We start from the raw sequence: 21,186 nt of genomic DNA on the forward strand, positions 1-21,186 counted from the left end.
CTAAGCGACCGCTCAGGACCACTCGGAGGGAACTCCCCTGGTCAGGACGGGGTCCCCGGACACCCGTTCCCGGCGCGCGAGAGGCACCGCGGGCGCGAAGCGCACCTTCGGACCCCTGACAATGGTGCGGACCCTCTTCAGTACAGAGAAAGCGAAACCCCACCATGGACCTCGGCGTGCGATGGAAGCTGCACGGTGACGGGAAGAGTCCCGCACCCGGAGCGGTGGTGCGCCCCGACGAGCGGCTGACCTGGCCGCGCACGGTGGGCCTGGGCGCCCAGCACGTCGTGGCGATGTTCGGCGCCTCCTTCGTCGCCCCCGTGCTCATGGGCCTGGACCCCAACCTGGCGATCATGATGTCGGGTGTGGCGACGGTGATCTTCCTGCTCGCCACGCGCGGCCGGGTCCCCAGCTACCTGGGCTGCTCGCTGTCCTTCGTGGGTGTCGCCGCGGTGATCCGCGCGGACGGCGGCAGCAGCGCGACCGTGACCGGCGCGATCCTCGTGGTCGGCGTGGCGTTGTTCCTGGTGGGTCTCGCGGTGCAGAAGTTCGGCGCGCGGATCATCCACGCCGCGATGCCGCCGATCGTCACGGGCGCCGTGGTCATGCTGATCGGCTTCAACCTGGCGCCGGTCACCGCGACGACGTACTGGCCGCAGGACCAGTGGACGGCGCTGCTGGTGATGCTGTTCACCGGTCTGGCCGTGGTCTGCCTGCGCGGATTCTGGTCGCGCATCGCCATCTTCCTGGGCCTGGTCTTCGGCTACCTGATCTCCTGGATCTTCGACCTGACCCTCGGCAAGATCCACTCGGCGGACGCGAGCGGCAAGGTCACCGACCACTGGCGTCTGGACCTCTCCGGCGTCTCCAAGGCGGACTGGATCGGGCTGCCGACCTTCCACGGGCCGACGTTCCAGTGGTCGGCGATCCTGGTCGCGCTGCCCGTGGTGATCGCGCTGGTCGCGGAGAACGCGGGCCACGTCAAGGCGGTCGGCGAGATGACCGGCGACTCCCTGGACGACAAGCTCGGCACCGCGATCTCGGCGGACGGCGTCGCCTCGGTGCTGTCCACGGCGGTGGGCGGCCCGCCGAACACCACGTACTCCGAGAACATCGGCGTGATGGCCGCGACCCGGGTCTACTCCACGGCCGCCTACTGGGCCGCCGCCTGCTTCGCCCTGCTGTTCGGCGTCTGCCCCAAGTTCGGCGCGGTCGTGGCCGCGATCCCCGGCGGTGTCCTCGGCGGCATCACCGTCATCCTGTACGGCATGATCGGCCTGCTCGGCGCGCAGATCTGGCTGCACGGCAAGGTGGACCTGCGCAATCCGCTGAACCTGGTCCCGGCGGCCGCGGGCATCATCATCGGCGTCGGCAACGTCACCATGAAGTTCACCGACACCTTCTCGCTGAGCGGCATCGCGCTGGGCACCCTGGTCGTCATCACCGGCTACCACGCCCTGCGCGCCTTCGCCCCGGCCCACCTGAAGACGCAGGAACCGCTGCTGGACGAAGGCACCTCGAAGTACGACGAGTCGGGGGAGAACCCGGCCCGGCCCGACCAGCCGTAGGAGCGCGGTCCGGCCCGGCGTTCGCTCGTTCCGGCGAAGCACCGGGCCGGTCGGCCCACCGGCCGGTGCGCGGCTGCCACCCTTCCCCCATGGTGCTGCCGCGATATACCACCACCCCCGTCGACGCCGTCCTGACCCGGATGCGCGCGCTCGACGCGGCGCTGCCCGAGCGGGACGGGGTCGCGGTGTTCAACCGGGTCTACCTCAGCGTCACCGAGGAGGTGGACCGGCGGCTGGACGCCGGGGAGTTCCCGGACGCGTGCGCGGCGGCCGCGCTGGACGTCCGGTTCGCGGAGCGGTACCTCGCGGCCGTGGACGCGGTGGAGGACGACCGCCGTCCGCCCGCCTGCTGGCGCCCGCTGTTCCAGCTCCGCCGCCATCCCGGCGTGCGGCCGCTGCAGTTCGCGCTCGCGGGGATCAACGCGCACATCGGGCACGACCTCGCGCTCGCCGTGGTCGACACCTGCCGGGCGCTGGGGTGCGCGCCGGCCGAGCTGGAGGACGAGTTCGACCGGGTCGGCGAGCTGCTGGCCGAGCTGGAGGAGCGCATCCGCGAGGATCTGATGCCGGGTCCCGACCTGCTCCAGATCGCCGACCCGATCACGCATCTGCTGGGCGCGTGGAGCCTGGAGCGGGCCCGCGACGCCACCTGGTCGGCGGCCCGGGTCCTGTGGGCGCTGCGCCGCTGCGGCGACATGGCCGAGGAGTTCACGACCCGGCTGGACGCGGCGGTCGGCTTCGCGGGGCGGATGCTGCTCACACCGCTGGGTGACTGAGGTGGCCTGAAGTCACTCCATCGGGTGACTTACGGAACAGCCGGGCGAGGGCCGCGCGTTGAAGAGGCATCCCGACGCGAAGGAGCACCGGTATGACGACCAGGCTCGGCCTCGGCCTTCCCCAGATGCGCCAGTACGACCTCGGCAGGGACGTGCCCGACGTGGCACGCGCCGCCGAGGAGATCGGTTACGACAGCCTGTGGGTCTTCGAGCGGGCCCTGGTCCCGGAGCCCGCCACCCAGGGGCTCTACGGCATACCGGGTGCGCCCTGGCCGGACTACTACCGGGGTGTGGCCGACCCCCTGGTCACCCTCACCCTGGCCGCCACCGCGACCTCGCGGGCCGAGCTGGGCTCCAGCGTGCTGGTCGCTCCGCTGCACCTCCCCTTCCAGCTCGCCAAGTCGCTGGCCACGCTGGACGCGGTGAGCGGCGGGCGGGTGATCGCGGGCTTCGGCACGGGCTGGTCCCTGGACGAGTACGCGGCCTCGGGGGTGCTCCCCTTCGAGGAGCGCGGCACGGCGCTGGACGAGGTGATCGCGGTGTGCCGGGCCGTGTGGGGTCCCGATCCGGTCGTCCATCACGGCAAGACCACCGACATCGCCTCGGCGGTCGTCGGCCCGAAGCCGGTGCGGCCGATCCCGGTCCTGCTGGCGGCGACCAACCGGCGGGCGATGCGGCGGCTGGTGGAGCGGGCCGACGGCTGGCTGCCGGGCGCCTACGGCCCCGAGCAGCTCGCCGCCCAGTGGCGCGACCTGCGGGAACTGGCCGAGGAGGCCGGTCGCACGGAACCCGTCCGTACGGTCATCCGGGTCAACGCGCGCGTGGCCGCGAAGCCGAACACCGCCGCGGACCGCCCGCTGTTCGAGGGCGACACCGACCAGATCGCGGCCGACGTCGCGGCGCACACCGGCATCGTCCCGGACGCGGAGATACTCCTCGACGTCCAGAGCGAGGCACGGGACGCGGCCGAACTGAAGGACACCGCCGCCGAGCTGTACGAGAAGGCGCGGGCGGCCGGGGTCTGAACCCCGGGCCACCCGCGCCCGCTCCAGCCCTCCGGCTCAGTCCTCGGGCAGCTCGACGGGTGCGATCTCGTCGTACACGTCGCCGGGGCCCGGGTTGGTCGGGTCGGTCTCGCCGCCGAAGTGCCGCATGACGCCCCAGACCGCGTTCAGCGCGGTCTGGACCGCGCCCTCGGCCCAGCCGGCCGTCCAGGAGATGTCGTCACCGGCGAGGAAGACGCCCCGCTTGTCCTCGGGCAGCCGGTCCTGCATGAAGTGCGTGAACAGGCGGCGCTGGTAGCGGTAGTGGCCCGGCAGGTTGGCCTTGAACGCGCCCATGAAGTAGGGCTCGTTCTCCCAGGAGACGGTCACCGGGTTGCCGATGATGTGCTTCCGGATGTCGACCTTCGGGTAGATCTCGCCGAGCGACTTGAGCATGACCTCCATCCGCTCGTTCGCGGACAGCGGCAGCCACTTCAGGCTGTCGTCGCACCAGGTGTAGGAGAGGCAGATGACGGCGGGCTTGTCCGGGCCCTCGTCCAGCAGATAGGTGCCGCGCGTCATCCGGTCGGTGAGCGTCATCGACATGACGTCCCGGCCGGTCTCCTCGTCCTTGTCCAGCCAGAAGGGCCGGTCCACGGGCACGAAGAGCTTGCTGGACTCCATGTAGTGCGTGCGCTCGATCGCGGTCCAGTGGTCGATCGGGAAGAGCGAGTCGTCGCAGGCGATCTTGGAGAGCAGCATCCAGGACTGGGCGGTGAAGATGGCCGCCTGGTAGGTCCGGATGTCGCCGTTCGCGTCGGTGACCGTGATCCGGTTGCCGGAGGTGCGGTTCAGCCGGGTCACGGCCGGGCGGGGCTCGCCGCCGACGTGCAGGGACGCCAGCGAGGTGCCGTAGGGCCAGTGGACGATCTTCTCCGGCTCGCGCTCCCACATCCGCAGCGGCAGCTGCTGGGAGCCGCCGACGATGCCCCGGTGGTGGTCGTCGGCCTCCGTGTAGACGACGCGCAGGATCTCCAGGATGGAGTTGGGGAAGTCGGTGTCCCAGCCGCCGGTGCCGAAGCCGACCTGGCCGAAGATCTCCCGGTGCCGGAAGGACTTGAACGCCTCGGAGTCGCAGAGGAAGCCGTAGAAGGTCTGGTTGTCGAGCTTCTCGACCAGCTTCGCCCAGATCTCGCGGATGCGCGGCACGTCACGCTCGCGCATGGCGCGGTTCATGTCGGAGAAGTCGGCACCCTCCTCCAGGCACTTGCCCCACGCGGCGGCGACGTCCCGGTAGACCTGGGGCAGGTCCTCGACCGTCTCCGCGTAGTGCGACTCGCCCTTGAGGTCCACGACAGTGGACGGCGTGCCCTCGGCCAGCGGGTTGGGGAAGGGCCGGGTGTGCAGGCCGACGAGGTCGATGTAATGCTGGAGGGCCGTGGAGGACGGCGGGAAGCGCATCGCGCCCATCTCGGCGGTCAGCGACTCGTCGCAGCCCTCGAACCCGACGGTCCGCAGCCGGCCGCCGAGCTGGTCGGCCTCGTAGACGACGGGCTTGAGGCCCATCTTCATCAGCTCGTAGGCGGCGACGATGCCGGACAGACCGCCGCCGATGACGGCGACCTCGGTGCCGTGCTCGGTCGCCGGTATCTGGCCGAGCCCCGCCGGGTGGGCGAGGAAGTCGTCGTAGGCGTAGGGGAAGTCCGGGCCGAACATGGTGATCGGCGGCTGCTGCTCGTCGGCGTGCTCGACGGCGTTGGGCACCGTGGACGTCATGGGGTACGGACTCCTTGCGCGGAAGTACTGCGACGAACTGTGGGGGGGGGAGGTTCAGGCGGTGAGCGAGCCGTACAGACCGGGGCGGCGGTCGTTCAGGTACGGGTTGGCCTCGCGGGAGGCGGCCAGGAAGGCGGGGTCGGCATCGGCGAACACCAGCTCGGCCGAGGCGCGCCCGGCGCGGACGCGGGCCACCCCGTCGGGCCCGGCCAGCGTGGTGAGCCCGACGAACTCGAACTCCCCTTCCTGGCCGACCCGGTTGACGTAGGCCACGTACATCTGGTTCTCGAAGGCCCGCACCGGGATCATCGACTCCGGCACGAACTGGTACGGGTGCATCTGCGCGGTCGGCACGATCAGCAGGTCGGTGCCGGCCAGCGCGTGGGCCCGGACGTTCTCCGGGAACTCGACGTCGTAGCAGATCAGCAGGCCCACGGTGAGGCCGTTCAGCTCGGTCTGGACGACCTGCCGCTCGCCCGGCGTGAAGTGGTCGCGCTCGAAGCAGCCGAAGAGGTGGGTCTTGCGGTAGTTGGCGAGCCTGGCGCCCTCGGCCGAGATGATCTGGGCGGAGTTGTAGACGGTGTCGCCGTCGCGCTCGGGGTAGCCGTAGGCGATGGCGAGGCCGTGCCGGGTGGCGATGTCGGCGACGGCGTCGGCCGAGTCGCCGTCGGCGGGCTCGGCGAGGTGCGGGATCTCGCCGCCGATCGCGTACCCGGTCAGGAACATCTCCGGTGCGGCCAGCAGCCCGGCGCCCGCCCCGGCGGCGCGGCCCGCGGCCTCGTCGAGGACCTTGAGGTTCTCGGCGACGGAACCGGGGCGGCCAGAGCTCTGGAGCAGGGCGGTGCGCATGGGTGTTCCTCACCGGGAAAAAGGGGGATTCGGGGGGCATCGGGAAGCCAGTAAGACGGTACGGTCGGCGCGCTCACCCGGACAAGAAGCACCCGTTGCGCGCCGGTGCGCGGTTCGTTGCGTCGAGAGGCCCCCGGACGGCGATTCGTTGCGCGTGCCACGGATGCACGCGCGTAGAAAACGGCTACAGCTCGCGCAGCCTGCGCACGATCTCGCGCAGCAGCTCGGGGTCGGCGGTGCCCTCGTGGACCGGGAGGCGGCGGGGCGCGTCGATGCGGATCAGTCCCTGTTCGGCCAGGTCACCGAGGAGTACGCGGACCACGGTGAGCGGCAGATCGGCGTCGGCCGCCAGCTCGACGACCGGGCGCGGGCCGCGCCGGACATGGCCGAGCAGCGCCGCGCGGGCGTGGTCGACACCGGGACCGTCCGGGCCGGGCTCCAGGGCCGTGACCCGTGACATCAGGTCGATGGCCAGCCGCGCCGAGGGCCGGGTGCGGCCACGGGTGACGGTGTAGGGGCGGACCATCGCCCCGGTGTCCTCCTCGTACCAGTACTCCTCGTCCACCGCCGGTCACGGCGCCGAGCGGGCCGCGGCGTCCAGGTGGCGGCCGAGGCGGCGGACGAGAAGGGTCATCTCGTGGGCGAGCTGCCCCACGTCGGTGCGGGCCTCGCACAGCACGGCGAGCCGGCTGCCGTGCCCGGCGGGGGTGATGAAGAGGTAGGCGTCCTCCAGCATGACCATGGTCTGCCGGACCTCCCCGGCGGCGAACCGGTCCCCCGCCGAGCCGGCGAGCCCCTGGAGGCCCGAGCAGACGGCGGACAGGTGCTCGATGTCGCGGCGGCGCATGCCGTCGGAGCTGCTGAGCGGCAGCCCGTCGGCGGTCAGGAGCACGGCCTGGCGGACGTGCTCGGTGCGCGCGACGAGGTCGTCGAGCAGCCAGCCCAGGTCGGTACCGGGCGCGCCCTCGGGCACGGCCGGGTTCTCCGGGTTCAGATCGTCACCGTACATCGTCGGTGTCCGTCCCTTCGTCGGCGTTGACGTCGGCGGGAATGCCGTTGCGGCCGTCGCTCAGGCCCCGCTGGAAGGCGGCGAACAGGGCCCGCATCTCCTCGGGGTCGGCCGCGCCGAGCGGGGTGTCGTCGGCGGGCGGCGGGTCGGCGCGGAGTTCGGGGGCGAGGGACGCCTGCCGGGTGCGGGTGGGCAGGGCGGCGGTGCCGGGAGACACCTGGACGGGCGTGCGCACCGGTCTGCGGGGGCTCGGCGGTGCGGGGGCCGGGCGGGCTGCCGCGGGCTCGACGGTCGCCAGCACCCCGGCGGGGATCAGCACGGTGGCGGTCGTGCCCCCGTAGGGGGATTCCCCGAGGCCGACCTCGATGCCGTGCCGGGCGGCGAGGCGGCCGACCACGTACAGGCCGAGCCGGTCGTGTCGGGTGGGGTCGAAGGCGTCGGGGTCGCGCAGGGTGCGTGTCGCTTCGTCGCGCTGTGCGGCGTCCAGGCCGAGGCCCCGGTCGTCCACGCGGAGCACGAGGTGGCCGTCCTCGTGCTCGGTGCGCAGGGTGACCTCGGTGTGCGGGGGCGAGAACAGGGTGGCGTTCTCCAGGAGTTCGGCCAGCAGGTGCACCAGGTCGGCGACGGCGTCCGCCGCGATCCCGTCGTCCGGCATCGGCGGCACCACCACGCGGGCGTACGCCTCGATCTCGCTCACCGCCGAGGCGACCACGTCCGCGACGGGTACGGGCCCGCGCCAGCGGCGGCCGGGTGCGGCGCCGGAGAGGATGATCAGGCTCTCCGCGTGGCGGCGCATCCGGGTGGTGAGGTGGTCGATCCGGAACAGCTCGCGCAGCACGTCGGGGTCGTCGGTGCGCCGCTCCAGGGTGTCGACCAGCTTCAACTGCCGGTGCACGAGCGCCTGGTTGCGGCGGGCGATGTTGAGCAGGACCGCCGACAGCCCCCGGCGCAGGGCGGCTTGATGGACGGCGGCCTCGACGGCGGCCAGCCGGGCGGTGTTGAAGGAGCGGCCGACCTGGCCGATCTCGTCGTCGCACCCCTCGTCGGCGGCCAGCGGCGGCGCCTCGGCGGCCGCGTCGACCCGCTCCCCCGCGCTCAACCGGCGCATCACGTCCGGGAGTTGACGGGTGCTGAGCAGGTCGGCCGCGTCGCGGAGGTTCTCCAGCCGCCGGGAGACGCGCCGGGCACCGCGTACCGCGAGCCACAGGGAGAGTCCCGCGACGGCCAGCCCGGCCGCACCGACGACCGCCGCCTTGGTCAACTCCCGGTAGGCGAAGGCCCGTCCGCGTGCGGCGGAGTGCTCGGCGGCGCTGGAGCACAGCCGCATGTAGCTGTGCACGGCCCGGTCCGCGACCGACCGCCAGGTGTCGGCGGCCACCGCCTGATCCGCACCGCCGGCCCCGGCGGCGAGCAGCGCGTCCTCGGCGCTTTCCAGCGCCCGGTGCGGGCCGCCGTCGCGGAACTCCTCGTACAGCGCGCGGGAGTCGGCGGGCAGGTCGGGCGCGTAGGTCCGCTCGAAGAGGCGGCGGTCCTCGATGGTGGCGGTGAGCAGGGCGTACTCGGCCGGGGTGAGGGTGCCGGCGGCCCGTGCCCCGGCGACCAGGGCGTCCTCGCGGGAGACGAACTCGCGCACCCGGACCAGTTCGATGACGGTCTGGGACTCGCGGGCGAGCTGTCCGGCCTGGAGGGCGGTGAGCGCGGACTCGACGGCGAAGCCGGGTTCGACCAGGGCGCTGTACTCGGTGACGGCCTTGTCCCAGCCGATCCGCCGGGACAGCACGTCCCGGCGCAAAGCCTCCAGCTTCCCGGTGGCGGTGACCATGGCGTCCAGGGCCCGGCGCTGCCGGCCGGTGAGCCGGTCGCGGTCGCCGCTCGAAAGGGCGCGGCGCATCGCGGTGACCGCGCGGTCGGTGCGGCGCTGCTGGGCGAGGAGGGCGGCCGCCGGTGCGCTGGCGCGCGGGTCGCCGAGGTGGGCGGCGGTCATGCGGCGCTCGATCTGGATCTGCCCGATCGCGGTGTCCACGGGGGTGCCGTAGTCCTCGTAGACCCCCTGGAGCCGGATCAGGGCCCGTAACTCGCCGGTGACGGAGACCATCGCGAAGCTCCACAGCGCGGTCAGCGCGAGGGCCGGGGCCAGGGCGAGGGCGATGATGCGGGCGCGGACGGTACGGGGACGGCAGACGGGCCAACGCATGGATCACCTGCCGGTTACCAGTCGGTAGAAAGTGCCGGACAACCTACGGGACCGCTCCGGGGAGCGCAATGGTTACCGTAGGTAGCCCGGTCCCCGGCAAGGGCGGTCAGCCCGGCGCGCCCGAGGAGAAGCGGCGCAGCAGCGGGGAGAGCACCAGCACCGACTTGGTCCGCTCCACGAAGGGCTCCCCGGCGATCCGCTCCAGCACCCGCTCGAAGTGCCGCATGTCGGAGGCGAAGACCTGGGCGATGGCGTCCGCGTCCCCGGTGACGGTGGACGCGGCCACCACCTCCTGGTAGCGCTCGAGCCCGCGCAGGATGGTCTCCGGCGAGGTGTTGCTGCGGCAGTAGATCTCGATGTACCCCTCGGTCTCCCAGCCGAGGGCCGCCGGGTCCACCCGGACGGTGAACCCGGTGATGGCTCCGGTGGCCCGCAGCCGGTCCACGCGCCGCTTCACGGCGGGCGCGGACAGGCCGACCAGTTGCCCGATGTCCGCGTAGGAGCGGCGGGCGTCCTCGGCGAGGGCGTGCACGATGCGTTCGTCGAGATCGTTCAGCACAGGGGGTGGTTCACTTCGTCGGTACGGTCACTTCTCCTACGAAGTAGAACACGAACCGCGCCCGCCCCCGCACCTGGGAAGCTCCCAGGTCGCAGGCGTGCGGAGGGGTCAGCTCCAGCTCGCGTGCAGGGGCATGCCCTCGGCGTACCCGGCCGCGCTCTGGATGCCGACGATGGCCTTCTCGGCGAACTCCTCCAGCGAACCGGCACCGGCGTAGGTGCAGGAGGAGCGGACGCCCGCGATGATCGAGTCGACCAGGTCCTCCACGCCCGGCCGGGCCGGGTCGAGGAACATGCGGGAGGTGGAGATGCCCTCCTCGAAGAGCCCCTTGCGGGCGCGGTCGTACGACGACTCCTCGGAGGTGCGGTTGCGCACCGCGCGGGCGGACGCCATGCCGAACGACTCCTTGTACAGGCGGCCGTTGGCGTCCTGCTGGAGGTCGCCGGGCGACTCGTAGGTGCCGGCGAACCAGGAGCCGACCATCACGTTGGAGGCACCGGCCGCGAGCGCCATGGCGACGTCGCGGGGGTGGCGGACACCGCCGTCGGCCCACACGTGCTTGCCGTGCTTCTTCGCCTCGGCGGCGCACTCCAGCACGGCGGAGAACTGGGGGCGGCCCACGCCGGTCATCATCCGGGTGGTGCACATGGCGCCCGGTCCGACACCGACCTTGATGATGTCGGCGCCGGCCTCGATCAGATCGCGGACGCCCTCGGCGGAGACGATGTTGCCCGCGACGATCGGCACCTGGGGGTCGAGGGCGCGCACGGTGCGGACCGCGCTGATCATCGACTCCTGGTGGCCGTGCGCGGTGTCGATGACGAGGGTGTCCACGCCCGCGTCGAGGAGCTGCTTGGCCTTGCCCGCCACGTCGCCGTTGATGCCCACGGCCGCCGCGATGCGCAGCTTGCCGTCGGCGTCCACGGCCGGGGTGTACAGGGTGGCGCGCAGGGCGCCCTTGCGGGTGAGGATGCCGGCGAGGCGGCCCTCGGCATCGACGGCCGGGGCGTAGCGGCGGTTGGCCGCGTCCAGGATGTTGAACGCCTCGCGCGGGTCGATGCCGGCGTCGAGCAGCAGCAGGTCGCGGGACATGACCACTTCGAGCTGGGTGAAGCGGTCGACCCCGCTGAGGTCCTGGTCGGTGACGACACCGACGGGACGGTAGTCGGCGTCCACGACGACACCGGCGTTGTGCGACCGCTTGGGCAGCAGGGCCAGCGCGTCGGCCACCGTCTGGTGCGGGGACAGCACGATCGGGGTGTCCAGCACGAGGTGGCGGCTCTTGACCCAGGAGACGACCTCGGTGACGACGTCGATCGGGATGTCCTGCGGGATGACCACCAGGCCGCCGCGCCGGGCCATCGTCTCCGCCATCCGGCGTCCCGCGATGGCGGTCATGTTGGCGACGACCAGCGGGATGGTGGTACCGGTGCCGTCGGGAGAGCCGAGGTCCACCGCCTGCCGGGAGCCGACCGCCGATCGGCTCGGCACCATGAAGACGTCGTCGTACGTCAGGTCGTAGGCGGGCTGGATGTCATTGAGGAAACGCACGTGCCGCACATCCCAGTCGATCAGAGGTGACCCCCTGACGGGTGCGCCAGGGGGAAAGAGCACGTACTTCATTCTCCCATGCCAGGGCCCTGATCATGCCCTCACGGAACCTCCAGGGACCCGAGGTCACAGCTCGGAGGTTCCTCCAAGGGCGAGCATCACGTCGAGGAACGAGGTGCGGTCCACCGCCTCGGAGAACACGTCCCGCGCGATCCGCCACTCCTGCCCGTTCAGCTCGGCGAACGGCTCCCAGTTCCGTACGACGATCAGCAGCCCGCGCTCGATGGCGGCCGGGGGCCAGAGGGTGGTGTCGGAGAGGGAGTCCAGCAGGGCGTCCCAGTTGCGGCCGAACCAGTCGGGCAGGTTCAGCGCCGACACCACCTGGTCCATCAGCCCGGCCTTGTTCCGGACCCCCTTGAGGTCGAGGGTGACCGCAACCCGGTCGACAAGGTCTTCGCTCATCTCAGCACCGCCCGGAACGAGTTGTAATGATCATCGGTGTAGTAGAACTCCCCGCCGTCCCCGGTGACCATGCGCCGGGCACCCCGGTCGCTCGATCCGGGGGTCGGCACGGTGTACTCGTGGTAGTAACCGCGCTGGTGCTGGGGCAGACGGCCCTCGAAGTTCCCGAAGACGATCCCGTCCCGTGCGTACGGATAGGGGCCGCCCTTGTCGATGAGGGCGAGGGTCCGCCGCGCCTCGACGGGCAGCTTGGATTCGGGGACGGTGGCCATGCCCTTGGCCCAGGCCGGGACCGAAACGGTCTTCTGCGAGGCGGCCGGGGGCTCGGTGGCCGTGTCCGTACCGGCGCAGCCGGCCAGCAGGACACCGAGGACGGCCAGCACACCGGCGAGCAGACATGCCCGGCCGCTGTTTCGCTTCAGGATCTGGGGGACGAACCGCGACAGCATGCCGCAGATGCTGCCACGGCCCGCCCGCCGTGGCAGCGTTCCGCCGGATTCCGTCCTCAGACCCCGTCGGGGTCGGCGCGGCTGAGCGCGGGCTTCGGCGCGGCGCCCGCGGTGAGCAGGTAGTCCGCGGCCGAGGTGTCCGTCACCAGACTGGTGACCAGCCCGGAGCGCAGCACCGCGTCGATCGCCGGGGCCTTGCGCTGCCCGCCCGCGATGGCCACGACCTCGGGGATACGGCGCAACTGGTCGGTCTTGACCGTGATGCACCGCTCCCCCAGGTCCCGTCCGATCCGGCGCCCGTCGGCGTCGAAGAGGTGCGCGGACATCTCGGCGGCGACCCCGAGCGAGGCGTAGTGCGCGCGCTCCTCGTCGCTGAGCATGTCGTGCACCGTGGAGATGCCCGGCTCCCAGGAGCCGATGGAGACGCAGGCGACCGTGACCTTGTCGAAGTACTCGAAGGCGCGGGCGATCCCGGTCTGGTTGCGCAGGGCGGCGGCCGTGGCCTCGTCCGGCAGCAGCATCGGCGCGTAGATGGGGTGGGCGTCCCCGCCGGACACCTGGGCGGCACGGCGGACGGCCTCCACCGAGCCGCGCTCGGCGGTCCCGGCGTCGTACACGCCCGTGAGCTGCACCACCGTGCACGGCGGCAGCCGGTCGAGCGCGGCCGCCATGTGGATGGTGGAGCGGCCCCAGGCGAGGCCGAGGACATCGCCCTCGTCGACGAGTTCACCGAGCAGGTCGGCGGCGACCTCGCCCAGGTTCTCCGGGTCGGGGGTCTCCTCGGCGTCGGCCGGGGACTCGACCACGACGGCGTGTCTGAGGCCGTACCGGGCGCGGAGCGCGTCCGAGCGCTCGGCGTCCAGCTCGGCCGGGACGCGGATCTCGATACGGACGAGATCCCGTTCGAGGGCGGTCTCCAGCACTCGGGCCACCTTGAAGCGGCTGACGCCGAACTCCTCGGCGATCTGGATCTTGGACTTGCCCTCCAGGTAGAAGCGGCGGGCCATGGCCGCCGCCTGCACCAGCTCAGCGGGTCCCATCCGCATGGCTGACCGGCCCGCCGACATACCCGACACGGCGCTCTCCTCACTGCTGTTCACACTCTGGATTCGCCGTTCATCCTCGCAGATCCGGCGCCGTGAATCCGCCCTGATGGGCGGCCTTCTCTCAACCGTTCACCTACGCGTGGCTCAGTGGCCGCACGCCCAGGACGAATCGGCGATCGCCCGGTCCGCCTGCGCGCGCAGCGCACGGACCGCCTCGGCCGGGTCCTGGGCCCCGTACACGGCCGATCCGGCGACGAACACGTCCGCCCCCGCCTCGGCGCAGCGCTCGATCGTCTCGGCCGAGACACCGCCGTCGACCTGGAGCCACATCTGCAGGCCGTGCTTGGCGATCAGGTCGCGGGTGCGGCGGATCTTGGGCAGCGTGATGTCGAGGAACGCCTGCCCGCCGAAGCCCGGCTCGACCGTCATGATCAGCAGCATGTCCAGCTCGGGGAGCATGTCCTCGTACGACTCGATCGGCGTCGCGGGCTTGAGGGCCATGGCGGCGCGGGCGCCCTTGGCGCGGATCTCGCGGGCGAGCCGGATGGGGGCGTGCGCCGCCTCGACGTGGAAGGTCACCGAGGAGGCGCCCGCCTCGACGTACTGCGGGGCCCAGCGGTCCGGGTCCTCGATCATCAGGTGGCAGTCCAGCGGGATGTCCGTGGCGCGGGCCAGGGACTCCACGACGGGGGTGCCGAGCGTGAGGTTCGGGACGAAGTGGTTGTCCATGACGTCGACGTGGAGATAGTCGGCGCCCTCGACCGCCTTCGCCTCGTCGGCGAGGCGGGCGAAGTCTGCGGACAGGATGCTGGGGTTGATCTGCGCGGCCATGGACCAAGCCTGCCATGCCCCTCCGGGGGGTGCGGGGTCAGGTCCGGGGTGGTGGGGGTCGGGTGTTCGGGTGCCGGCCCGGTGGGGGTTGTTCGCGCAGTTCCCCGCGCCCCTGGGTTGGCCCGGCCCGGCTGGGTTCAAGGGGTGCCCCTGATTCCCTCACGCTGTGCGGCGGATCAGGGCCAGGTACATCGCGTCTGTGCCGTGTTTGTGGGGCCAGAGTTGGATGTCGGGGCCCTCGCCGAGGTCGGGGACGCCGGGGAGGAGGGGGCGGGCGTCGATCAGTTCGGTGTCGGGGTGTTGCTTGAGGAGGTCGGCCACTACTGCCCGGGTTTCCGCGAGGTGGGGGGAGCAGGTGGCGTAGCCGACGATGCCGCCCACGCGGACGGAGTCCAGGGCGGTGCGGAGGAGGGCTCGCTGGACCGGGGCGAAGTTCTCGAGGTCCTCGGGGCGGCGGCGCCAGCGGGCCTCGGGGCGGCGGCGCAGGGCGCCGAGGCCGGTGCAGGGAACGTCCATCAGGACGCGGTCGAAGGTGCCGGGGAGCCACGGCGGACGGGTGCCGTCGGCGGTGATCACCTGGTACGGGCCGGGGTTGCCGGCCAGCGCCTTGGCCACCAGGCCCGCGCGGTGCGGCTGCTTCTCGGAGGCGACCAGGGTGGCACCGCGCTGGGCGGCCAGGGCGGCCAGCAGCGCGGCCTTGCCGCCGGGGCCCGCGCAGCCGTCGAGCCACTTCTCGTCGGGGCCGTCCAGGGGCGCGTTGGCGAGGGCGAGGGCGACGAGCTGGCTGCCCTCGTCCTGCACACCGGCCCGTCCCTCGCGCACGGCCTCCACCGCGCCCGGCTCGCCGCCCTCGGTGAGCCGTACCGCGTACGGGGACCAGTCGCCGGCCACGGCCGCGTCCTCGGTGAGCAGTTCCTCGGTGGTGGACCGGCCGGGCCGCGCGACGAGGGTGACCTCGGGGCGCTCGTTGTCCGCCGCGAGAAGTTCCTCGATGCCGGCGCGGCCGCCGCCGAGGGAGTCCCACAGCGCGGAGACGACCCAGCGGGGGTGGGAGTGGACGACGGCGAGGTGGTCCTCGGGGTCCTCGTCGTAGGGCGGCGCGACCCGCTCCAGCCAGCCGTCCAGGTCGTGCTGGGCGATCTTGCGCAGCACGGCGTTGACGAACTTGGCCCGCCCGTCGCCGAGCACCACCCGCGCCAGCTCCACCGAGGCCGAGACGGCGGCGTGGGTGGGGATGCGCGTCCCGAGCAATTGGTGCGCGCCCAGGCTCAGTACGTCGAGCACCGGCGGGTCCACCTCGCGCAGCGGCCGGTCCACGCAGGCGGCGATGATCGCGTCGTAGGTGCCCTGGCGGCGCAGCGTGCCGTAGACCAGCTCGGTGGCGAGGGCGGCGTCCCGCGCGTCGAAGTCGCCGTTCTCCCGCGCCTTGCGCAGCAGCGGGGGCAGCACGAGGTTGGCGTAGGCGTCCCGCTCGTCCACCGCGCGCAGCGCGTCGAAGGCGAGGACGCGGACGGGGTCCTTCTGGGGGCGCCGGTAGGGCTTGGCGGGCCGGTGCGGCCGACGGGACTGCTCGCTCACGGGAAAGGTGCTCCGGATGTGGTCAGGGGGTGCGGTCACCAGCGTACGTCGGCGGACCGTCACCCCCCACTCGCGGGGTGTCAGCCGCCGAGCGACTCGCCTTCGGTGATCCGCGCCCCGCGCGCCCAGTCGGCGGCCCGCATCGGCTTCTTGCCCTGCGCCTGCACCCAGAGCAGCTCGACGGCGTACGAGCCCGTGCCCACGTGCACACTGTTCTTCCCGACGGCGAGCTGCCCGGGCGCGAGGTCGGTCCGCTCGGGCACCGGCCTGACCTGCACGAGCTTGAGCCGCTCGCCCCGGAACACCGTCCACGCGCCGGGGGCGGGCGTGCAGCCGCGCACCACCCGGTCGACGCGCAGCGCGGGCGCCGTCCAGTCGGCCCTGGCGTCCTCGACCGTGATCTTCGGCGCGAGCGTGATGCCCTCGGCGGGCTGCGGTACGGCCTTCAGGGTGCCGTCCGCGATGCCGTCCATGGTGGCCGCGAGCAGCCCGGAACCGGCGAAGGCGAGCCGGGTGAGCAGGTCGCCGCTGGTGTCGGTGGGGCGGATCTCCTCGGTGACGGTGCCGTAGACCGGGCCGGAGTCCAGGCCCTCCTCGATGAGGAAGGTGGAGGCGCCGGTGATCTGGTCGCCCGACATGATCGAGTGCTGTACGGGCGCGGCTCCGCGCCAGGCGGGCAGCAGCGAGAAGTGCAGGTTGACCCAGCCGTGGACGGGGATGTCGAGGGCGACGCGGGGCAGCAGGGCGCCGTAGGCGACGACCGGGCAGCAGTCCGGGCCGATCTCCTTCAGCCGCTCCAGGAACGCCGGGTCGCGCGGACTGGCCGGCTTCAGCACCTCGATCCCGGCCTCCTCCGCCCGCTCGGCCACGGGCGAAGCGACCAGCCTGCGCCCCCGCCCGGCGGGCGCGTCGGGCCGCGTGACGACGGCGGCCACCTCGTGCCGCCCGGAGTCGATCAAAGCGTCCAGAGCGGGAACGGCGACCTCGGGGGTACCGGCGAAGACAAGCCTCATGGTCAGAAACGACCCTCTCGAACGACAGCAAACGGCAGCGGACCAGTCTATGACCGCGCGCGGTCATCAGGTGGCCGAGGCCGCCGACGGCGATCGGCACCACATGTTGTCCAGCCTCCCGGCCAACAGCAAACGGGTGGTGCGCGGGTGGGAGACCCCGGCGTACAAACACACCCCGCACGCCCCCACCCCGTGACCAGCGGAGCGCCCACGCGTTGGTCAAGAGAGAGTTGACCACTTCGGGCCGCCAAAGCCGCCCACTTCCTTTCAACGCCGGTTCGAGAGGCTTGTTCATGGCCGACCACGCAACCCACGACGCCCAGGCCCGTGCCAGCCTGCACTTGCTGGTGCGCGACATCGAGCGGGTCCGCCGGCAGGTGGACGCGCTGCGCACCCTCACCGCCCAGCTCGGCAACGTCTACCGTCCCCGCCGCTCCGGTCCGTCCACCGGCTTCGTCGTCTACGGACGCGCCCCCGCCCCGACGGTCCGCCTCGCCCAGGAACTCCGGGACAGCGTCGAGACCCTGGTGACGGCGGCCGTGGACTTCGACCGCTCGCTCGGCTTCTCGTGGGACGCGGTGGGCTCCGCGCTCGGCGTCACCAAGCAGGCCGTGCACCGCCGTTACGGCGCCCGCCGGGCCGCCGCCCAGGCCGCGGCCGAGGCCGAGCGGGCCGGCGAGCCCTCGGGCACCCGCACCATCAACACCGGTATGCCGACCGTTCCCGCGGCCCGCTCCATGCCGACCCAGCCGACCTCGGGCAGCCCCACCCTCCGCGACGACCCGAGGCCCCCGGCCTTCCCGGGCCCCCGCAGCGGCTGACCGGACCCGCCCCGCGCCCTCCCGGTAACCGACCGGGAGGGCGTTCGTATGCGCGTCAAGAACCTCAGCCGATGTCCGGCGGATCGATCCGCACCCGTACCGGCTCTCCACTCCCCCGCGCCATCCGCGCCGCCTGAGCCGTCTTCAGCGCGGCGGCCAGCGCGGAGCCACTGCCGGGCGGCACCCGGATCAGCGCACGTTCCCACTGCTCCCCCGGCGGGGGCGCACCGGGACGGCGGGGCCGGCCGGGCAGGGTCGGGGGCAGCGGCACCGGCCCCAGTACCTCCGCGTCCGGGGGTGACTCCACCGCCGCGAGGAACTCCGCGACCGCCTCCGGCGTCCCCGACACCGCCGCCATCCGCGACACCGGCGGAAACCCCAGCTCGGCCCGCTCGGCCAGCTCGCGGACCGCGAACCCGACGGGGTCCCAGCGGACCAGCGCCTGCACGGGCCGCAGCGTCGGCTCGGCCACGACCACCACGGTCCCGCCGTCGCCCTGCGGACGCACCAGTGCGGCCGCGCCGATCCACCGGCGCAGCGCGTCCTCGCCGGAACGCAGGTCGGGCCGGCCGAGCATGGCCCAGCCGTCGAGCAGCAGCGCGGCCGCGTACCCGCCCTCGGCGACCGGCTCGGCGCCCGGCGTGCTGACGACCAGCGCGGGCGCGTCCGGCACGGTGTCGAGCACATGCTCGCGCCCGGAGGTGCGTACCGGCACGGCGGGGAAGGCGCGCCCCAGCTCCTCGGCGGTACGGCGCGCGCCGACGACCTGGGCCCGCAGCCGGAAGCCGCCGCACTCGGGACAGTGCCAGGAGTGCTCCTGGCGCCCGCACCACTCGCAGCGCAGCGCCCCCGCGTCCTGCGCCTGGAGCGGCCCGGCACAGTGCGCGCACCGCGCGGGCGCCCGGCACTGGGCGCAGGCCAGGCGGGGTACGTACCCGCGCCGGGGCACCTGCACCAGCACCGGGCCGGTCTTGAGCCCCTCGCGGACGGCCTGCCAGGCGAGGCTGGGCAGCCGGGCGGCGCGGGCGGCCTCGTCACGCGCGAGGTCGGTGTCCCCGACGGTGCGTACCAGCGGGGCGGTGCGGCGGACCTGGTCGCGTCCGGCGGTCAGGGGCCGCGCCCAGCCGCTCTCGACGAGCTGCGCGGCCTCCACCGTGCAGCTCCAACTACCCACCAGAAAGGCGCACTTGTCGAGGGAGGCACGCAGCAGCAGGACGTCGCGGGCGTGCGGCTGGGGCGCGTGCTGTTCGCTGTGGCTGTCGTCGCCGTCGTCCCAGATGGCCACGAGCCCGAGGTCCCGCACGGGGGCGAACATGGCGGCGCGGGTGCCGACGACCGCCCGTACCGAGCCGCGCCGGACCGCGAGCCACTGCCCGTACCGCTTCTCGGGCCCGGCGTCGGCGGTGAGCAGCGCGTGGCGGCCCTTGCCGAGCAGGTCGGTCAGCGCGGCGTCGACCCGCGCGGCGGTCCGCCCGTCGGGGACGACGACCAGCGCGCCACGACCCGAGGCGAGGGTGGCGGCGACGGCGCGGGCGATCTCCTCGCTCCACTCGGGCCCCGGCAGCGCGTTCCACACCGCGCGGGGTGAACCGCCGGAGGCCAGCGCGTCGAGGAAGGCGGGACCGTACTCGTAGCGGGCCCAGGTGCCCGCGTCCGGGGCGGGGGGCGCGGGGAGGGGCTCGGGGGAGGCGCGCTTCTCCGCGCGGGCGCTGCGCGGCGGCACGGCCAGTTGCAGCACGTCGGCGAGGCTGCCCGCGTACCGGTCGGCGACGGCGCGGGCCAGCCCGAGGAGTTCCTCGCCGAGCACCGGCTCCGGGGAGACGACCTGGGCGAGGGCGGCGAGCGGTCCCGAGTAGTCGGACTCGTCCCGCCGCTCGATCAGGTAGCCGTCGATCAGGCCGCCGCCCTCGCGCCGCCCGTCCCGCACCCGGTGCCGTCCGGCGCCGAACCGCACCCGGACCCGTACGCCGGGCTGGGCGTCGGCGTCGAGTTCCTCGGGCACGGCGTAGTCGAAGTACCGGTCGAGATGGAGCACGCCCTTGTCGACGAGCACCCGCGCGACCGGCCGGTCCTTGGCGAGCGCGGCCCCCCGCCAGGTGCGCGGCTTGGCGCGCGGCACGTCGGCGCCGCGCACGCTCTCCCGGATGAGCGCGAGCTGCTCCGGCGGCGGCCCCTCGGCCCCGCCGTCCCCCGGCCCGTTGTCGCTGCTCACGCTTGCATTCTTCCAAAGACCACTGACAGCGCCGTCCGTCGAGGCACCCGGAACATGCCGGGGCCCGGCTTCCCCGAAGGGAGGCCGGGCCCCGGTTCACGCGGTGCGGATCAGACGCCGGCGGCCTTGCGCAGGGCGTCGACGCGGTCGGTGCGCTCCCAGGTGAAGTCGGGGATCTCGCGGCCGAAGTGGCCGTAGGCCGCCGTCTGGGCGTAGATCGGGCGCAGCAGGTCGAGGTCGCGGATGATCGCGGCCGGACGGAGGTCGAAGACCTCGTCGATGGCCTTCTCGATCTTCTCGGGCTCGATCTTGGCGGTGCCGAAGGTCTCCACGAAGAGACCGACCGGCTCGGCCTTGCCGATCGCGTAGGCGACCTGGACCTCGCAGCGCGAGGCGAGACCCGCGGCCACCACGTTCTTGGCGACCCAGCGCATGGCGTACGCGGCCGAGCGGTCCACCTTGGACGGGTCCTTGCCCGAGAAGGCGCCGCCACCGTGGCGGGCGAAGCCGCCGTAGGTGTCGATGATGATCTTGCGGCCGGTGAGGCCGGCGTCGCCCATCGGGCCGCCGATCTCGAAGCGGCCGGTCGGGTTGACCAGCAGGCGGTAGCCCTCGGTGTCGATCTTGATGCCCTCGTCCAGCAGGGCCTTCAGCTCGGGCTCGACCACGAACTCGCGGATGTCGGGCGCGAGCAGCGACTCGAGGTCGATGTCGGAGGCGTGCTGGGAGGAGACCACGACGGTGTCGAGACGGACGGCCTTGTCGCCGTCGTACTCGATGGTGACCTGGGTCTTGCCGTCGGGGCGCAGGTAGGGGATGGTGCCGTTCTTGCGGACCTCGGAGAGGCGCTTGGACAGGCGGTGCGCCAGGAAGATCGGCAGCGGCATCAGCGTCGGCGTCTCGTCCGAGGCGTAGCCGAACATCAGGCCCTGGTCGCCCGCGCCCTGCTTGTCCAGCTCGTCCTCATCGCCCTCGACACGCGACTCGTACGCCGTGTCGACGCCCTGCGCGATGTCCGGGGACTGCGCGCCGATGGACACCGAGACGCCACAGGAGGCGCCGTCGAAGCCCTTCTTGGAGGAGTCGTAGCCGATCTCGAGGATCTTCTCGCGCACCAACTGGGCGATCGGCGCGTAAGCCTTGGTCGTGACCTCGCCGGCCACGTGCACGAGGCCGGTGGTGATCAGCGTCTCGACGGCGACGCGGGACGAGGGGTCCTCGCGGAGCAGCGCGTCGAGAATGGTGTCGCTGATCTGGTCAGCGATCTTGTCGGGGTGACCTTCGGTCACGGACTCCGAGGTGAACAGGCGACGGGACACAACGCTCCCTGGGGTTGCAGCGGCTGCTGGCTGATCATTGAAGGACCACGTCGGGAGCTGCGCCCAACGTCGTCCGTGAACAGTTTATCGGTCGCACCTGGCCGCAGGGCCACCCGTTCTCGCCCAGCGAGAACGCTGTGACCTGCGGCACAGGCATTCTGCCCGCTGGTGCGCGGCGTTGACCAGATCC

At 72.8% G+C, this 21,186-nt stretch carries 19 protein-coding genes; 4 read left to right on the forward strand and 15 right to left on the reverse strand.

Annotation, left to right across the window (positions count from 1 at the left end; genetic code table 11):
• The first annotated feature begins 164 nt into the window (after positions 1–164).
• The 3 genes from E5083_RS25425 (at position 165) to E5083_RS25435 (ending at position 3,369) form a co-directional block, all read left to right on the forward strand.
• On the forward strand, positions 165–1,568 hold the full coding sequence (locus E5083_RS25425) for a uracil-xanthine permease family protein (RefSeq protein WP_135788033.1): 1,404 nt from the start codon (positions 165–167) through the stop codon (positions 1,566–1,568).
• A gap of 89 nt (positions 1,569–1,657) precedes the next feature.
• The gene (locus tag E5083_RS25430; RefSeq protein WP_135788034.1) at positions 1,658–2,344 is read left to right on the forward strand and encodes a DUF5995 family protein; all 687 of its coding nucleotides are present in this window, start codon (positions 1,658–1,660) and stop codon (positions 2,342–2,344) included.
• Between the two features lie 92 nt (positions 2,345–2,436).
• Positions 2,437–3,369: an LLM class F420-dependent oxidoreductase gene (locus E5083_RS25435; RefSeq protein ID WP_135788035.1), complete on the forward strand. Its 933-nt coding sequence runs from the start codon at positions 2,437–2,439 to the stop codon at positions 3,367–3,369.
• Positions 3,370–3,405: 36 nt separating this feature from the next.
• On the opposite strand, the gene E5083_RS25440 is transcribed toward E5083_RS25435, so the two are convergent.
• The 13 genes from E5083_RS25440 to fmt all read right to left on the reverse strand — a co-directional run bounded on the left by E5083_RS25440 (position 3,406) and on the right by fmt (position 16,644).
• Positions 3,406–5,103 (reverse strand): flavin monoamine oxidase family protein, encoded by a 1,698-nt coding sequence (locus tag E5083_RS25440; RefSeq protein ID WP_135788036.1) that lies wholly within the window; start codon positions 5,101–5,103, stop codon positions 3,406–3,408.
• Positions 5,104–5,157: 54 nt separating this feature from the next.
• Positions 5,158–5,952, reverse strand: coding sequence for a carbon-nitrogen hydrolase family protein (locus E5083_RS25445; RefSeq protein ID WP_135788037.1), 795 nt, complete (start codon positions 5,950–5,952; stop codon positions 5,158–5,160).
• A 184-nt stretch (positions 5,953–6,136) separates the two neighbouring features.
• Complete coding sequence (locus tag E5083_RS25450) at positions 6,137–6,517, reverse strand: DUF742 domain-containing protein (protein ID WP_244317655.1); 381 nt, start codon at positions 6,515–6,517, stop codon at positions 6,137–6,139.
• Between the two features lie 6 nt (positions 6,518–6,523).
• The gene (locus tag E5083_RS25455; protein ID WP_135788038.1) at positions 6,524–6,961 is read right to left on the reverse strand and encodes a roadblock/LC7 domain-containing protein; all 438 of its coding nucleotides are present in this window, start codon (positions 6,959–6,961) and stop codon (positions 6,524–6,526) included.
• Positions 6,951–9,155: a sensor histidine kinase gene (locus tag E5083_RS25460; RefSeq protein WP_135788039.1), complete on the reverse strand. Its 2,205-nt coding sequence runs from the start codon at positions 9,153–9,155 to the stop codon at positions 6,951–6,953. The genes E5083_RS25455 and E5083_RS25460 overlap by 11 nt, the downstream gene beginning before the upstream one ends.
• A gap of 106 nt (positions 9,156–9,261) precedes the next feature.
• Entirely contained in the window at positions 9,262–9,714 is a 453-nt protein-coding gene (locus E5083_RS25465) for an Lrp/AsnC family transcriptional regulator (protein WP_030810550.1), read from the reverse strand.
• Positions 9,715–9,822: 108 nt separating this feature from the next.
• Positions 9,823–11,265, reverse strand: coding sequence for a GuaB1 family IMP dehydrogenase-related protein (locus E5083_RS25470; protein ID WP_167513636.1), 1,443 nt, complete (start codon positions 11,263–11,265; stop codon positions 9,823–9,825).
• Between the two features lie 126 nt (positions 11,266–11,391).
• Positions 11,392–11,727, reverse strand: a complete 336-nt coding sequence (locus E5083_RS25475; protein WP_135788041.1) for a barstar family protein — start codon at positions 11,725–11,727, stop codon at positions 11,392–11,394.
• Entirely contained in the window at positions 11,724–12,176 is a 453-nt protein-coding gene (locus E5083_RS25480) for a guanyl-specific ribonuclease (protein WP_135788042.1), read from the reverse strand. Before E5083_RS25480 ends, E5083_RS25475 begins: the two co-directional genes overlap by 4 nt.
• A 56-nt stretch (positions 12,177–12,232) precedes the next feature.
• The gene (locus E5083_RS25485) at positions 12,233–13,276 is read right to left on the reverse strand and encodes a sugar-binding transcriptional regulator (protein WP_030810559.1); all 1,044 of its coding nucleotides are present in this window, start codon (positions 13,274–13,276) and stop codon (positions 12,233–12,235) included.
• Positions 13,277–13,366: 90 nt separating this feature from the next.
• A complete protein-coding gene (gene rpe / locus E5083_RS25490; RefSeq protein ID WP_135788043.1) occupies positions 13,367–14,053 on the reverse strand; it encodes a ribulose-phosphate 3-epimerase in 687 nt (228 codons plus the stop codon).
• A 159-nt stretch (positions 14,054–14,212) separates the two neighbouring features.
• Positions 14,213–15,631 (reverse strand): RsmB/NOP family class I SAM-dependent RNA methyltransferase, encoded by a 1,419-nt coding sequence (locus E5083_RS25495; RefSeq protein ID WP_135788044.1) that lies wholly within the window; start codon positions 15,629–15,631, stop codon positions 14,213–14,215.
• Positions 15,632–15,711: 80 nt separating this feature from the next.
• Positions 15,712–16,644: a methionyl-tRNA formyltransferase gene (gene fmt, locus E5083_RS25500; RefSeq protein WP_135788045.1), complete on the reverse strand. Its 933-nt coding sequence runs from the start codon at positions 16,642–16,644 to the stop codon at positions 15,712–15,714.
• 293 nt (positions 16,645–16,937) lie between these two features.
• Here fmt and E5083_RS25505 point away from each other — a divergent pair, with 293 nt between their 5' ends.
• Positions 16,938–17,465, forward strand: coding sequence for a hypothetical protein (locus E5083_RS25505; protein WP_135788046.1), 528 nt, complete (start codon positions 16,938–16,940; stop codon positions 17,463–17,465).
• Positions 17,466–17,529: 64 nt separating this feature from the next.
• Here the strand turns inward: E5083_RS25505 and E5083_RS25510 are convergent, their stop codons facing one another.
• Positions 17,530–19,677, reverse strand: coding sequence for a primosomal protein N' (locus tag E5083_RS25510; protein ID WP_135788047.1), 2,148 nt, complete (start codon positions 19,675–19,677; stop codon positions 17,530–17,532).
• A 110-nt stretch (positions 19,678–19,787) separates the two neighbouring features.
• Positions 19,788–20,996 (reverse strand): methionine adenosyltransferase, encoded by a 1,209-nt coding sequence (gene metK, locus E5083_RS25515; protein WP_030810578.1) that lies wholly within the window; start codon positions 20,994–20,996, stop codon positions 19,788–19,790.
• Positions 20,997–21,186 lie beyond the last annotated feature (190 nt).

Source organism: Streptomyces bauhiniae (genome assembly GCF_004784475.1).
Classification (GTDB): Bacteria; Actinomycetota; Actinomycetes; order Streptomycetales; family Streptomycetaceae; genus Streptomyces; species Streptomyces seoulensis.

Excerpts from the sequence above, each read along its gene's own strand:
- E5083_RS25425 (WP_135788033.1), top strand. The coding sequence starts at position 165 with ATGGACCTCGGCGTGCGATGGAAGCTGCACGGTGACGGGAAGAGTCCC.
- E5083_RS25430 (WP_135788034.1), top strand. The coding sequence starts at position 1,658 with ATGGTGCTGCCGCGATATACCACCACCCCCGTCGACGCCGTCCTGACC.
- E5083_RS25435 (WP_135788035.1), top strand. The coding sequence starts at position 2,437 with ATGACGACCAGGCTCGGCCTCGGCCTTCCCCAGATGCGCCAGTACGAC.
- E5083_RS25440 (WP_135788036.1), bottom strand. The coding sequence starts at position 5,103 with ATGACGTCCACGGTGCCCAACGCCGTCGAGCACGCCGACGAGCAGCAG.
- E5083_RS25445 (WP_135788037.1), bottom strand. The coding sequence starts at position 5,952 with ATGCGCACCGCCCTGCTCCAGAGCTCTGGCCGCCCCGGTTCCGTCGCC.
- E5083_RS25455 (WP_135788038.1), bottom strand. The coding sequence starts at position 6,961 with ATGTACGGTGACGATCTGAACCCGGAGAACCCGGCCGTGCCCGAGGGC.
- E5083_RS25460 (WP_135788039.1), bottom strand. The coding sequence starts at position 9,155 with ATGCGTTGGCCCGTCTGCCGTCCCCGTACCGTCCGCGCCCGCATCATC.
- E5083_RS25475 (WP_135788041.1), bottom strand. The coding sequence starts at position 11,727 with ATGAGCGAAGACCTTGTCGACCGGGTTGCGGTCACCCTCGACCTCAAG.
- E5083_RS25480 (WP_135788042.1), bottom strand. The coding sequence starts at position 12,176 with ATGCTGTCGCGGTTCGTCCCCCAGATCCTGAAGCGAAACAGCGGCCGG.
- rpe (WP_135788043.1), bottom strand. The coding sequence starts at position 14,053 with ATGGCCGCGCAGATCAACCCCAGCATCCTGTCCGCAGACTTCGCCCGC.
- fmt (WP_135788045.1), bottom strand. The coding sequence starts at position 16,644 with ATGAGGCTTGTCTTCGCCGGTACCCCCGAGGTCGCCGTTCCCGCTCTG.
- E5083_RS25505 (WP_135788046.1), top strand. The coding sequence starts at position 16,938 with ATGGCCGACCACGCAACCCACGACGCCCAGGCCCGTGCCAGCCTGCAC.